The sequence below is a fragment of the Streptomyces sp. NPDC057877 genome, from assembly GCF_042796855.1.
Taxonomy (GTDB): domain Bacteria; phylum Actinomycetota; class Actinomycetes; order Streptomycetales; family Streptomycetaceae; genus Streptomyces.
Genome location: NZ_JBHVMS010000008.1, coordinates 459226 through 471756 on the forward strand (window position 1 = coordinate 459226; position 12531 = coordinate 471756).

At 72.2% G+C, this 12531-nt stretch carries 13 protein-coding genes; 5 read left to right on the forward strand and 8 right to left on the reverse strand.

Features of this window, described 5'->3' with window-relative positions; all coding sequences use genetic code 11:
- Positions 1-9 precede the first annotated feature (9 nt).
- Positions 10-867 carry a F510_1955 family glycosylhydrolase gene (locus ACFVQG_RS26280; protein ID WP_383387932.1) on the reverse strand — a complete coding sequence of 286 codons (858 nt, stop codon included), beginning with the start codon at positions 865-867 and terminating at the stop codon, positions 10-12.
- Between the two features lie 235 nt (positions 868-1102).
- On the reverse strand, positions 1103-1561 hold the full coding sequence (locus tag ACFVQG_RS26285) for a DUF6153 family protein (protein ID WP_383387934.1): 459 nt from the start codon (positions 1559-1561) through the stop codon (positions 1103-1105).
- Between the two features lie 136 nt (positions 1562-1697).
- On the opposite strand from ACFVQG_RS26285, the gene ACFVQG_RS26290 reads away from it, so the two are divergent.
- Together ACFVQG_RS26290 and ACFVQG_RS26295 are read left to right on the forward strand one after the other, a co-directional pair.
- A complete protein-coding gene (locus ACFVQG_RS26290; RefSeq protein ID WP_383387936.1) occupies positions 1698-2873 on the forward strand; it encodes a 4-hydroxybenzoate 3-monooxygenase in 1176 nt (391 codons plus the stop codon).
- Between the two features lie 166 nt (positions 2874-3039).
- Complete coding sequence (locus ACFVQG_RS26295) at positions 3040-3936, forward strand: Bax inhibitor-1/YccA family protein (RefSeq protein WP_383387938.1); 897 nt, start codon at positions 3040-3042, stop codon at positions 3934-3936.
- A gap of 74 nt (positions 3937-4010) precedes the next feature.
- Here ACFVQG_RS26295 and ACFVQG_RS26300 read toward each other — a convergent pair whose 3' ends face one another.
- The gene (locus ACFVQG_RS26300) at positions 4011-4241 is read right to left on the reverse strand and encodes a DUF4287 domain-containing protein (RefSeq protein WP_260825813.1); all 231 of its coding nucleotides are present in this window, start codon (positions 4239-4241) and stop codon (positions 4011-4013) included.
- A gap of 132 nt (positions 4242-4373) precedes the next feature.
- Here ACFVQG_RS26300 and ACFVQG_RS26305 point away from each other — a divergent pair, with 132 nt between their 5' ends.
- A complete protein-coding gene (locus tag ACFVQG_RS26305; protein WP_383387940.1) occupies positions 4374-4655 on the forward strand; it encodes a hypothetical protein in 282 nt (93 codons plus the stop codon).
- A gap of 83 nt (positions 4656-4738) precedes the next feature.
- On the opposite strand, the gene ACFVQG_RS26310 is transcribed toward ACFVQG_RS26305, so the two are convergent.
- From ACFVQG_RS26310 to ACFVQG_RS26320, 3 genes are all read right to left on the reverse strand, one after another.
- Positions 4739-5557, reverse strand: a complete 819-nt coding sequence (locus ACFVQG_RS26310) for a hypothetical protein (RefSeq protein ID WP_383387942.1) — start codon at positions 5555-5557, stop codon at positions 4739-4741.
- A 294-nt stretch (positions 5558-5851) separates the two neighbouring features.
- Positions 5852-7072 carry an acetyl-CoA C-acetyltransferase gene (locus ACFVQG_RS26315; RefSeq protein WP_383387944.1) on the reverse strand — a complete coding sequence of 407 codons (1221 nt, stop codon included), beginning with the start codon at positions 7070-7072 and terminating at the stop codon, positions 5852-5854.
- A 160-nt stretch (positions 7073-7232) separates the two neighbouring features.
- Entirely contained in the window at positions 7233-8267 is a 1035-nt protein-coding gene (locus tag ACFVQG_RS26320; RefSeq protein ID WP_383387945.1) for an SGNH/GDSL hydrolase family protein, read from the reverse strand.
- A 150-nt stretch (positions 8268-8417) separates the two neighbouring features.
- Here ACFVQG_RS26320 and ACFVQG_RS26325 point away from each other — a divergent pair, with 150 nt between their 5' ends.
- Positions 8418-9806 carry a cystathionine beta-synthase gene (locus ACFVQG_RS26325; protein WP_383387946.1) on the forward strand — a complete coding sequence of 463 codons (1389 nt, stop codon included), beginning with the start codon at positions 8418-8420 and terminating at the stop codon, positions 9804-9806.
- A 392-nt stretch (positions 9807-10198) separates the two neighbouring features.
- On the opposite strand, the gene ACFVQG_RS26330 is transcribed toward ACFVQG_RS26325, so the two are convergent.
- On the reverse strand, positions 10199-11041 hold the full coding sequence (locus ACFVQG_RS26330; protein WP_383387948.1) for a helix-turn-helix transcriptional regulator: 843 nt from the start codon (positions 11039-11041) through the stop codon (positions 10199-10201).
- Positions 11042-11216: 175 nt separating this feature from the next.
- On the opposite strand from ACFVQG_RS26330, the gene ACFVQG_RS26335 reads away from it, so the two are divergent.
- Entirely contained in the window at positions 11217-11978 is a 762-nt protein-coding gene (locus ACFVQG_RS26335; protein WP_383387949.1) for an SDR family oxidoreductase, read from the forward strand.
- 30 nt (positions 11979-12008) lie between these two features.
- Here the strand turns inward: ACFVQG_RS26335 and ACFVQG_RS26340 are convergent, their stop codons facing one another.
- On the reverse strand, positions 12009-12437 hold the full coding sequence (locus ACFVQG_RS26340; RefSeq protein WP_383388123.1) for a hypothetical protein: 429 nt from the start codon (positions 12435-12437) through the stop codon (positions 12009-12011).
- Positions 12438-12531 lie beyond the last annotated feature (94 nt).

The following is a 12531-nucleotide window of genomic DNA, read 5'->3' on the forward strand; positions in this document are numbered from 1 at the left end:
GGCCCCCCTTCACGCCGACATCGGCAGACGCCGCTCGAACGTCCGGCCGCCGTCGAGGGACTCGTAGACCCCGTCCGCGGTGGCGGCCAGCAGCCGGTCGGGGCTGACGGCGGTCAGCGCCTGGGGCCGCCCGCCGGGCACGGTGCCGGTCTGCCGCCAGGTGCCGCCCGCGTCCTCGCTGCGGTGGACGCCGCCGGACGGGTCGACGCCGTACAAGGCGTCGGCCGTCGGCCAGGACAGGTAGGCCAGCAGCTGTCCGTCACCGGGGCCGAACGTCCGGCCGCCGTCGGTGCTGGTGGCGACACCGTTCTCGGTGGTGGCCAGCACGCGGTCGGGCTCCCGCGGGCTGACCGTGATGTCCAGGGCGGCGAGCCGGGCCCGGTTGTTCCACGTCCTGAGGTCGGTGCTGACGCGGAGGACGCCGGTGGTGCTGTCGTAGCCGTAGACCGTCTGGTGCGCGTACTCGAGGGAGTGGAAGTCGGTGGTGCCGCCCAGGGAGAGCGTCTTCCAGGTCCGGCCGGAGTCCGTGGAGCGGATCAGGCCGCGGTTGCCGTGGTCGTCGCTGCCCGCGGCGGGGTGGCCGCTGCCGAGGAAGGTCTTCGGGCCGATGACGGTGAATCCCATGTAGTCGGCGGTGTCGCCGACCCGCCGGGCCGCGCCGTCCCGCGCCACCGCGACGACGCCCTCGTGGGTGGCGACGTACAGGCGTCCGTCGGACGGGTCGACGCCCAGGCCGTGGACGTGGCTGATGGTGGGCGAGGTGTCGGAGCCGGGGCCGGAGCCGGTGGCACCGGTCGAGCAGGCGGTCAGTACGGCGGCGAGGACGGCCGCGGTGACGGCGGCGGCCGGACGGGAGTGCTTCTTCATGACGGGTCTCTCTGGGGTCTCAGGGCGGGGGCGCGGGGGCGCGCGGCAGCGGCGCACGGCTGGGGAGCGTGGGGCGCGCGGCGCAACTCGGCTCGGAGTCAGGCGCGATGAGCGCTGGTCATGCGCGGGCTCCGGGGAAGGGAGCGCGGGCGCGTGGAAGGCGCGGGGGCATGACCGCGCGCCGTGGGCCCCGGCCGCGCCGGGCGCGGCGGCGGGGACACGGCGGGGTCTCGTCCTAGACCCGCAGCAGTTGCAGTTGGGCCAGCGAGGGAGGCGCGGGACCGCCCTCCGGCGCGGGGGCCGTCGTCCGGTGGTCAGCGTCCGGCGCCAGCGCCTGGCCGGTGGGGCCGGGCAGCGGCACGGGGAGCACCGGGCCGTCACCGACGGCGCCGGAGGCGCAGTTCACGTCGGCGTGCTGGGGCTGCCCGGCGTCGGCGTCACCGCCGTGGCAGGCGGACACGGTTCCAGCGTCCGCCGCGTCCACCCCGGGTGCCTCAAGCGCGGTGCGGGCGTGCCCCGCCGGGTGCGCCGCCGGGGCCGGGACCGCGATCGCGTGCTGACCGCTGGGCGGGGTCACGCCGCCGGGGCCGAGACCGTGCATCCCGAGCAGCCCGACGAGCAACCCGAACACCAGCAGCGCGGACCACCGGAGCGGTGGCGCCGACGCGCGGTGAAGCCGGGCACGGGCTGACATGGCGGTCATGTTAGGCCGTTGACAGGGGGCCAGTCACGGCGGAGACTCAGGAGCGAGGTGAACAAAAGTTCACTATGCGAACAAACTGTGTGAACGCACGTCATCCATGCTGGGAACTCGTCGAAGGGGACGACCGATGCGCACCACCGTCGGCATCATCGGAGCCGGTCCGGCCGGGCTGCTGCTCGCGCGGCTGCTGCACACCGCGGGGATCGAGTCGGTCGTACTGGAGAGCCGGGACCGGGAGTACGTCGAGCGGCGACAGCGCGCGGGGGTGCTGGAGCAGGGGACGGTGGACGTGCTGCGGGCGGCCGGTGCCGGGGCGCGGATGGACCGGGAGGGGCTGCGGCACGACGGCATCGAGCTGCGGTTCGCCAGGCGGCGGTACCGCGTCGACTTCCCCGCGCTGACCGGCGGGAAGTCCGTGATGGTGTACGCCCAGACCGAGGTCTGCAAGGACCTCATCGCCCTCCAGGTGAAGGAGGGCGGTCCGTTGGTCTTCGGGGCGGAGGCGCTGGCCGTGCGGGGGGTCGACGGGGAGCGGCCCCACGTGGTGTTCCGGCACGAGGGGCGCGAGGACGTGCTGGAGTGCGACTACGTCGTGGGGTGCGACGGGTTCTGGGGAGTGGCCCGCAAGGCCGTACCCGCCGAGCTGGTACGGGTGTACGAACGGACGTACCCCTTCGGGTGGCTCGGCATCCTCGCGGACGTACCGCCCTCGCACGACGAGCTGGTCTACGCCCACCACGACCGCGGCTTCGCCCTGCTGTCCATGCGGTCCCCCGCCGTCTCCCGGCTCTACCTCCAGGTGCCCGAGGGCACGGACGCGGACGCGTGGGACGACGACGAGATCTGGCGGGAGCTGGAGCGGCGCTTCGAGACGGGCGACGGGTGGCGGCTGGAGCGCGGGCCCGTCACCCAGAAGTCGGTCACCCCCATGCGGTCCCACGTCCAGGAGCCCATGCGGTACGGGCGGCTGTTCCTCGCCGGGGACGCCGCCCACATCGTGCCGCCCACCGGGGCCAAGGGGCTGAACCTCGCCGTGGGCGATGTCGTCACGCTCGCGCGGGCGCTCACCCATCAGCGCGAGACCGGTTCGGCGGAACTGCTCGACTCCTACTCGGAGACCTGTCTGCGCCGCGTGTGGCAGGCCGAGCGGTTCTCCTACGACATGACGACCCTGCTGCACCGGGCCCCGGACGCCACCGCGTTCGAGGACCGGCTCCAGCTCGCCCGGCTGGAGCGGATCGCCACCTCGCGCGCCGCCGCGACCGACCTCGCCGAGGCGTACACCGGGTTTCCGTTCGAGTGATCCCGGCGCGGCGGGAGTGGGGCCCGCGGGTGGCGGGAATCACTCGTGCGCGTAGCGTGTTGACCGACATGGCGAGGGAAAGATCCTCCCCAGGCAGTAGGGTCAATCCTTTGCCTTTCCATTACTCTTGAGCCAAGGCTGCGCAGTGTGGCCATGGAGGAGTGAAATGAGGAGCAGCAACCCGGTCTTCTCGCGACGGGGGTTCAGCCGCGACAACGGCTACGCGGGCTTCAACACCGCGCCGCAGGCCGGGGGAGCAGCTGTCGGCACGCAGGGCAACCCGTACGCCCAGCCGCAGGCCGGTAACCCGTACGCCCAGAACCCGTACGCCCAGCAGGACCTTCAGCACGGCGCCCCGCCGCAGGCCCCGGCCACCACCGGCCGGATGACGATGGACGACGTCGTCATGCGCACCGCCACCACCCTCGGTGTGCTGGTCGTCACGGCCGCGCTCGCGTGGGCCCTGCTGCCGGTCGACGACGCCAACATCGGCCGCTCGTACGGCATCGCCATCGGCGCCGCCCTGCTCGGCATGGTGCTGGCGCTGGTGCAGTCCTTCAAGCGCAAGGCCTCGCCCGCGCTGATCCTGGCGTACGCCGCCCTGGAGGGTGTCTTCCTCGGCGTCGTCTCCAGCGTCGTGGACAACCGCATCGCCGACGGCGCGGCCATGCAGGCCGTGATCGGCACGCTCGCCGTCTTCACCGCCGTGCTGATCGCCTACAAGGCGGGCTGGATCCGCGTCAACCGCCGGTTCTACGGCTTCGTGATGGCCGCCGCGCTCGGCTTCATCATGCTGATGGCGGTCAACCTGCTGTTCGCCGTCTTCGGCGGCGGTGACGGCCTCGGCTTCCGCAGCGGCACGCTCGGCATCATCATGGGCATCGTCGGCATCCTGCTCGGCGCCGCGTTCCTCGCCCTGGACTTCAAGCAGGTCGAGGACGGCATCGCCTACGGCGCCCCGCGCGAGGAGGCCTGGCTCGCCGCCTTCGGTCTCACGATGACGCTGGTCTGGATCTACCTCGAGTTCGTGCGCCTCATCGCGATCCTCAACAGCAGCGACTAGTCGTCGGCGGTCGTGTGCGAAGGGCCCTGGGCGGCATGCCCGGGGCCCTTCGGCATGTCCCAGCACAAGCGCGCTCAGAGCAGTTTGCGCGCGGCCCTCCTCAGGTCGTACTCATGAATGATCGCTTTGGCGTGGCCGTACGCGAGGTTGTGCTCGTGGCGCAGCCAGCTGACCTTCTCCTCGAAGCGGAAGAGAGCGGGGCCTTCCTCGACGGTGCGCAGCCAGTCGGAGATCTCACGACCGGTGCAGTGGGGGATGCGGGCGAGCAGATTGCGATGGGTCTCCTCGGAGAAGACTTGGGACATCGGCGCCTCCGGACGCATGGGATGTAAGCCGGTCCTTCAGGTCACCGTGCCTGAGCGTTCGTCCGTTGGCAACAGTCCGGGTGGGGTGCGTAGGCTCGCGCCGTGGTGGATACGACGTCTTTGATCCATGCGGTGGATCACTTCGCGGACCGTTTGCGGGCCGCGCCGCAGAGTCGGCTGCAGCGGGGCGCCGCGGCCGAGGCGCTGGCGCTGGCCAGGGAGTTGGCCCGGTGGTCGCAGGTGCTCGAGTCGCCCGGGGTGGAGCCCCGGGTGATGCCGGACGGCGGGATGTTCGCCGCGGCCGACCAGATCACCGTCGCGGGGAGGGACCTGGCGGTGGTGCTGACCAGCGAGGAGGAAGTCGCCGAGGCGGTGCGGCTGGTGGCGGAGGCGCAGAAGCGGGCCGGGGTCTGAGCCGGGCTCCGCGGCACCCCTGCCGGTCCTCGGGGGCTGCTGTGGGGACTACGGGGTCACAGCGGTCACAGCGGTCACAGCGGTCACAGCGACGCTATGACCCGGTCCGCCAGGATGTAGACCTTCTCCTCGCCGCACGAGAACGTCAGGGTGTACGCGCCCGAGATGCCCGAACCGCCCAGCAGGACCGGGGTTTCGCCGGTGCGCAGGGCCGCGGCCAGGCGTTCGGCGGTCTCGCGGTGGCCGGGGGTCATGCACAGGGTGGTGCCGTCGGCGAAGACATAGACGTCGAGGGTGCCGAGGGGGCCGGGGCGGACGTCGGTCAGTTCGGTGCCGGCGGCGGCGAGTTCCTCGAGGGTGGCGACCGTGCGCTCGTGGTCGTTCACGACCGGCGACGGGTTCGGCACGAAGTCGGGGTGCGAGGGGTGGCGGCGGCGGGCCGCGGCCAGTTCGGGGGAGTCGCTGGGGGCGCCTCCCTGGACGTAGTCCTTGGGGGAGTGGTCGTCGGGCTCGGGGCCGGGCTCGGTGACCGGTTCCAGCGGCTCCAGGCCCGCGAAGTCGGCCTGGCGGGGCAGGAACAGCTCGCTGTCGGGCAGGCTGCCCAGCAGGGTCGGCGCGTCCGAGGCGTCCCTGGCCTCCTGGGCGGCCCAGAAGGCGCGGGCCTCGGCCAGTTCGCGCTCCCGTTCCTCGGCGAGTGCCTCGGCGACGGCGGCGCGTATCTCGTCGGTGTCGGCGGCCTCGCGGGCCGCGGGCACCGTGGCGCGGGCGGCGCGGTTAGCGATCAGTTCGGCGTGCAGGGCCGTGAACTGCCGCCGCAGCTGCAACAGGGTGCGCAGGACGGCGACGCCCACGGCGCCCGTGGCGGCCGTGGTGACCAGCAAGGCGATCTGCATGGCGCTCACTGACGTACTCCCGGTTCAAAGTCGACCCCCGACTTCCTACATCAGCTTGATGGGTGAACTAACCAGCTGTCAGTGCGTAACGTCACGAATCGGACAGGGGGGTGGGTCCGCTGTTACCCCATGGGCTGCGCTGACCTGCGTGGTTCCTGGGCTGAGGGAGATAGGTCACATCCTGGGGGAGATTGCATCACAAAGCGGCCCGGCGTCCAGGGGTGTCCCGGACTCCGGGCCGCTGCGTGACGCAACGTTTCTCTCCGGTTACGGAGAAGTTCCCGTGACGTTTGCCCGCCCGGGTCAGCTCAGGCGCTCGATGACCATCGCCATGCCCTGGCCGCCGCCGACGCACATGGTCTCCAGGCCGAACTGCTTGTCGTGCGTCTGCAGGGAGTTGATCAGCGTGCCGGTGATCCGGGCGCCGGTCATGCCGAAGGGGTGGCCCACGGCGATGGCGCCGCCGTTGACGTTCAGCTTCTCCAGCGGGATGCCGAGGTCGCGGTAGGAGGGGATGACCTGGGCGGCGAACGCCTCGTTGATCTCGACCAGGTCGATGTCGTCGATGGTGAGACCGGCGCGGGACAGCGCCTGCTGTGACGCCTCGACCGGGCCGTAGCCCATGATCTCCGGGGAGAGTCCGGAGACGCCGGTGGAGACGATGCGGGCGAGCGGGGTGAGGCCCAGCTCGCGGGCCTTGGTGTCGGACATGATCACCAGGGCGGCGGCGCCGTCGTTGAGGGGGCAGCAGTTGCCCGCGGTGACCAGGCCGTCGGGGCGGAAGACCGGCTTCAGGCCCGCGACGCCCTCCAGGGTGACCCCGGCGCGGGGGCCGTCGTCCTTGCTGACCACGGTGCCGTCGGGGAGGGTGACCGGGGTGATCTCGCGCTCCCAGAAGCCGTTCTTGATGGCTTCCTCGGCGAGATTCTGCGAGCGGACGCCGAACTCGTCCATGTCCTGGCGGGTGACGCCCTTGAGGCGGGCCAGGTTCTCGGCGGTCTGGCCCATCGCGATGTACGGGTCGGGCAGCAGGCCGTCCTCGCGCGGGTCGTGCCAGTCGGACCCCTCGGACTGGGCGACGGCGGCGGTACGGGCCTCGGCGTCGGCGAAGAGGGGGTTGTGCGTCTCGGGCATGCCGTCGCTGGTGCCCTTGATGCTGCGGGACACCATCTCGACACCGGCGGAGATGAAGACGTCGCCCTCGCCCGCCTTGATGGCGTGCAGCGCCATCCGGGAGGTCTGCAGGGAGGAGGAGCAGTACCGGGTGATGGTGCAGCCCGGCAGGTGGTCCATGCCCATCTGCACGGCGACGATCCGGCCGAGGTTGTGACCCTGCTCGCCGCCGGGCAGGCCGCAGCCGAGCATGAGGTCGTCGATGTCCTTCGGGTCCAGCTCGGGGACCTTGGCGAGCGCCGCCTGGATGATCGTGGCGGTCAGGTCGTCGGGGCGCAGGTCCTTGAGGGAGCCCTTGAAGGCACGGCCGATGGGGGAGCGGGCAGCAGAGACGATCACGGCTTCGGGCATCACGGCTCCAGACGACGACGGTATGGCGTGGGGCGTAGGCGAAATTACCGGTAGGTAAGCCCTCGGTCACTGACATTGTGGTGTGACGCGGGCCTCTTTTCCAAGCGCTTGCTTAGATGGCTGGCCGTGCGGGGCGCGACGCGAGGCGGGTTGGCCCGCGTCAGCTCCCCTCCACCCCCGACTCCACCGCGTCCAGGTGCTCCTCCGCCACCCGGCGCCGCCTGCGCCGCTTGAGCAGGGCCCACGGGCCGCGCGGCCCCGTCGGCATGGCCGCCGCGACCTCCGTGCCCGCCTCGGCGGCGGCCTCCGCGGCGGCGCGGGCGACGGGCAGGAAGCCCTCGCGGCGGGTGGCGTCGGGGCGTTCCTCTTCCGCGGGCCAGAGGCCGAGGGCGGCGCAGACGGTCGGGAGGACGGCCATGGCCGCTGTCGCGTAGCCCTCGGCGGAGGGGTGGTAGTTGTCGGGGCCGAACAGCTCGCGCGGGTTGGCCGCGAACTCGGGGCCCAGCAGATCGCCCAGCGACACCGTGCGCCCGCCCTGCTCGACCGCGCCGATCGTCTGCGCCGCCGCCAGTTGCCGGGAGGCCCGGCGCGCGAGCCAGCGCAGCGGCTGCTGCACCGGCTCGATGGTGCCGAGGTCGGGACAGGTGCCCACGACCACCTCGGCACCGGCGGTGCGCAGTCGCCGTACCGCCGTGGACAGACAGCGCACCGAGCGGGTCGGGGGCATCCGGTGGGTGACGTCGTTCGCGCCGATCATGATCACGCAGATGTCGGGTACCCGGGTCTGGTCCGCCAGGGCCAGCCCCACCTGCCGTTCCAGGTCGTCCGACTGCGCGCCGGGCAGGGCCACGTTGCGGAGCTGGACCGGCCGTTCCGCGACCGCCGCGAGGCCCGACGCCAGCAGGGCGCCCGGCGTCTGACCGGCCCGGTGGACGCCCTGGCCCGCGGCCGTGGAGTCGCCGAGCAGGGTCAGCAGGAGGGGCGGTTCGCCGGATGTGGTGTAGGGATGGCCGTACAGCCCGTCCGCGGTCGGCACGTACGGCGTACCGCCGTTGCCCACCTGGCGCTTGGCCAGGTGCACCTCGGCCAGCACCAGACCGACGGCCGCCGCACCGGCCAGGCCGACGCCGCCGCCCCCGTATGCGGCGCCGGCCGCGATGCGCCGGGCCACCCTCGCCCTCGACATCCTCGTCATGGGTCGCCGACACCTCCCTCATAGCCGTACATCAACTGCTTGCCCCGTACCGACGGTGCGTCAATCTCAACAGCGAGTGAACGGGCCCTTCGACCCGTAGGCTGGCGGAACCCGTCACAACCATTTCCTTTGCAGCGACCGGAGACAACGGTGCAGTTCCACGACTCGATGATCAGCCTCGTCGGCAACACCCCGCTGGTGCGGCTCAACCACGTCACCAAGGGCATCCGGGCGACCGTCCTGGCCAAGGTGGAGTACTTCAACCCGGGCGGCTCGGTGAAGGACCGTATCGCCCTGCGCATGATCGAGGCGGCCGAGCGCAGCGGCGAGCTGAAGCCCGGGGGCACCATCGTGGAGCCGACCAGCGGGAACACCGGCGTGGGCCTCGCCATCGTGGCCCAGCAGAAGGGGTACAAGTGCATCTTCGTGTGCCCCGACAAGGTGAGCACCGACAAGATCAACGTGCTGCGCGCCTACGGCGCCGAAGTGGTCGTCTGCCCGACCGCCGTCGCGCCCGAGCACCCCGACTCCTACTACAACGTCTCCGACCGGCTCGTCCGTGAGACCCCCGGCGCCTGGAAGCCCGACCAGTACTCCAACCCCCACAACCCCCTCTCCCACTACCACTCCACCGGCCCCGAGCTGTGGGAGCAGACCGAGGGGAAGATCACCCACTTCGTGGCGGGCGTCGGCACCGGCGGCACCATCTCCGGCACCGGCCGCTATCTGAAGGAGATCAGCGACGGGCGGGTCAAGGTCGTCGGCGCCGACCCCGAGGGCTCCGTCTACTCCGGCGGCTCCGGACGCCCGTACCTCGTCGAGGGCGTCGGTGAGGACTTCTGGCCCACCGCCTACGACCGCACCGTCGCGGACGAGATCGTCGCCGTCTCCGACAAGGACTCCTTCCAGATGACCCGGCGCCTCGCCAAGGAGGAGGGCCTCCTCGTCGGCGGCTCCTGCGGGATGGCCGTGGTCGCCGCGCTCGAGGTCGCCGCGCGGCTCGGAGAGGACGACGTGGTCGTGGTCCTGCTGCCGGACAGCGGGCGCGGCTACCTCAGCAAGATCTTCAACGACGAGTGGATGGCCGACTACGGCTTCCTGGAGGACGCCGGTCCCAGCGCCCGCGTCGCCGACGTCCTCGACGACAAGCAGGGCGGCGCCATGCCCTCCCTGGTGCACATGCACCCCGAGGAGACGGTCGGCCAGGCCATCGAGGTGCTGCGTGAGTACGGCGTCTCGCAGATGCCCGTCGTCAAGCCGGGCGCCGGTCACCCCGACGTGATGGCCGCCGAGGTCGTCGGGTCCGTCGTCGAACGTGAACTGCTGGACGCGCTGTTCACCAAGCGGGCCTCCCTCGACGACCCGCTGGAGAAGCACCTGTCGGCCCCGCTGCCCCAGGTCGGCTCCGGCGAACCCGTCGCGGACCTGATGTCCGTGCTCGGCGCGGCGGACGCCGCGATCGTCCTCGTCGAGGGCAAGCCGACCGGTGTGGTCAGCCGTCAGGACCTGCTGGCCTTTCTCGCCAAGACCGGTAAGTGACGGCGAACGTGCGGTGAACCGCCGGTGCGGGCGGCGGACTTACGGCGCCCGCACCCGGCCTGGAAGTCTGTTCGGACTTCTCGGAAGTGGTACGAGCGTGTCACGTCCGCGCAGCACCCGCTTAACACGCGTCCGGCACATTGGTGGATGTCGGCAGGGCGGGAGCGGCTCCCCGCCCCAGCCGGCGCCGTACGGCGCCAAGGACCTCCGGAGCGGCTCCCGGACCTCCATGGACGCCATGGACGCGATGCCTGGCCTGACCCGGCCGCGTCCCTCGCGGGGACCGCCGTCGTCCCGCCCCCCGGTAACGGGGGTGCGGCGGTCCCCGCGCACCCCTTTGCGGCTAAACCGCCGCCGCTCTCGCGGACCTGGTTGCTCGCCGTGGGGGTTGCTCAATTGATGGTTGCGGTTGTGGGTGCCTTCCAACTTGCCAGCATGGTCAGGCGGTCCGCCGTCTCCGAGTCCGGGTCCGGGGCGTACGCCACGATCGTCTGGTCCTCGGCCGACGGGATCGTCAGGGTCTCGTAGGGGAGGGTGAGCAGGCCCGCCACCGGGTGCCGTAGGCGCTTGACCCCGTTGTCGCACGGCTTGACCAGGTGGCTGGCCCACATGCGCCGGAACTCCGGGCTGCGGGCGGACACTTCGGCGACCAGCTCGGCCACCGCCGGGTCGTCGGGATGGTGACCCGCCTTCAGGCGCAGATGGGCGACCGTCTGCTCGGCGACCTCCTCCCAGTCGGGGTACAGGGCGCGCGAGTCGGGGTCGAGGAAGGCACGGCGTACGAGGTTGCGGTCGGCGCGCGGGACGCCGGAGAAGCCGAGCAGCGCGTCGGCCAGCGGGTTCCAGGCGAGGGCGTTCATCCGGTGGTCCAGGACGTACGCCGGGTTGCGGTCCATGCCGTCGAGGAGCAGTTGCACGGCCGGGCGCACCCACGGGAACGCCGGGTCCGGGTCCGCCGTACGGCGTGGCGGCCGGGCCACCACGCGCAGGTACTCGTGCTCGGCCGCGTCCAGGCGCAGCACCCGCGCGACCGCGTCCAGCACGGCGTCCGAGACGCTCGGGCCACGGCCCTGTTCGAGGCGGATGTAGTAGTCGACGCTCACTCCGGCCAGCTGCGCCACCTCCTCGCGGCGCAGCCCGGGCACGCGGCGGCGGCCGTACGAGGGCAGCCCCACCTCCTCCGGCTGGATGCGGGCGCGGCGCGAGCGCAGGAAGTCTCCCAGTTCCCCGTCCATGCGATCGAGCATAGGCGGCATGCGGGCCGCGAACCTGGTACTGGCAGACCCAGGAAAAACCCGTCCCTGGGTACGGGCGGCGCGGGCGCCGAGGGTGGTGGACGTGACAGCGAGCGGCCGGGGAGGGGCGACCCCGCCCCGGCCGACACCACCCGGAGAGACCCAGGAGCACTTCATGTCGTACGAGAACCTGTCCGGCCGTACCGCCGTCGTCACCGGCGCCGCCAGCGGCATCGGTGAGGCCGTCGCCGTGACCCTCGCCGCGCACGGGGCGCGGGTGGCGCTGCTGGCGCGGCGCGCGGACCGGCTCGCGGCCCTCGCCGGGAAGATCCGCGCCGACGGGGGCGAGGCGCTGGCCGTCGTCGCCGATGTCACCGACGACGCCTCCGTGGCGGGCGCGGTCGAGCGGATCCACGCGGAGTACGGGACCGTCGACCTGGTCGTCAACGCGGCGGGCGTGATGCTGCCGCACCCCGTCGCCGACCAGCGCGTGGACGAGTGGCGGCGGATGCTCGACACCAATGTGGCCGGGGTGCTGCGGGTCACCGGCGCCTTCAGCGGTGACCTGGTGGACGCGGCGGCGGACGGCCGTACCGCCGACGTCGTGAACATCTCGTCCATCGGCGCGCACGTCGTCTTCCCCGACTACGCCGTCTACGGGGCGACCAAGGCCGCCGTCACCTACCTCTCGCAGGTGCTGCGCACCGAGTTCGGGCCCCAGGACGTGCGGGTCACCAACATCGAGCCGGGGTTCGTCGAGAGCGAGCTGGTCGACCGGATCGACGACACCCGGCTCGCCCAGGAGGTCACCGCCATGCGGGACGCGGTCGGCGCCATGTCCGCCGGGGAACTCGCCGATGTCGTCGCCTACACGGTGAGCCGGGCGCGCCGGGTCAATCTGCGGCAGATCGTGGCGCTGCCCACGCGGCAGGTGTGAGGCGGGCCTCCCGCCTCCCGCGGAGGGCTCTCAGTCCTCCCAGGCGTCGTCGTCACGTCGGCCGCCGCGGCGGCGGCCGAACAGGCCCGGGTTGGTGCGCACCGCCTGTACGACGTTGACGCCGACGATCCCGGCCCAGGCCACCAGCAGCCCGGGCAGGTCCGCGACGCCGCCGCCGATCGCGGACAGCGGCACGGCCAGCACCAGCGAGACGATGGCGAAGCCGAACCGCTCGCCCCAGGTGTCCGTCGGCCGCGGCGACCGGGAGTCCCGGGCCACCACCATCTGCTGCTCGGCGAGCTGCCGCCGCACGCGGCGCTCCACCGTGGCGTCCATGCGCTGGTCGACCTTCTCCAGGAAGGACTCGACCAGCGCGGAGTCGTATTCCTCGCCCAGGTCCCGGCGCGCCCGCAAGGTGGCGTCCAGTTCCTTCTTCAGCTCGGCGTCCCGCGCATCCATTCCGCTCATGTCCCCACGGTAGGAAGCGGGAAGAACGGCCGCACTGGGGTTAGCCCCCGTGTTTCCCGGGGGCGTCCCGTACGGGACGCCCCGC

Excerpts from the sequence above, each read along its gene's own strand:
- ACFVQG_RS26280 (WP_383387932.1), bottom strand. The coding sequence starts at position 867 with ATGAAGAAGCACTCCCGTCCGGCCGCCGCCGTCACCGCGGCCGTCCTC.
- ACFVQG_RS26285 (WP_383387934.1), bottom strand. The coding sequence starts at position 1,561 with ATGTCAGCCCGTGCCCGGCTTCACCGCGCGTCGGCGCCACCGCTCCGG.
- ACFVQG_RS26290 (WP_383387936.1), top strand. The coding sequence starts at position 1,698 with ATGCGCACCACCGTCGGCATCATCGGAGCCGGTCCGGCCGGGCTGCTG.
- ACFVQG_RS26295 (WP_383387938.1), top strand. The coding sequence starts at position 3,040 with ATGAGGAGCAGCAACCCGGTCTTCTCGCGACGGGGGTTCAGCCGCGAC.
- ACFVQG_RS26300 (WP_260825813.1), bottom strand. The coding sequence starts at position 4,241 with ATGTCCCAAGTCTTCTCCGAGGAGACCCATCGCAATCTGCTCGCCCGC.
- ACFVQG_RS26315 (WP_383387944.1), bottom strand. The coding sequence starts at position 7,072 with ATGCCCGAAGCCGTGATCGTCTCTGCTGCCCGCTCCCCCATCGGCCGT.
- ACFVQG_RS26320 (WP_383387945.1), bottom strand. The coding sequence starts at position 8,267 with ATGACGAGGATGTCGAGGGCGAGGGTGGCCCGGCGCATCGCGGCCGGC.
- ACFVQG_RS26330 (WP_383387948.1), bottom strand. The coding sequence starts at position 11,041 with ATGGACGGGGAACTGGGAGACTTCCTGCGCTCGCGCCGCGCCCGCATC.
- ACFVQG_RS26335 (WP_383387949.1), top strand. The coding sequence starts at position 11,217 with ATGTCGTACGAGAACCTGTCCGGCCGTACCGCCGTCGTCACCGGCGCC.
- ACFVQG_RS26340 (WP_383388123.1), bottom strand. The coding sequence starts at position 12,437 with ATGGATGCGCGGGACGCCGAGCTGAAGAAGGAACTGGACGCCACCTTG.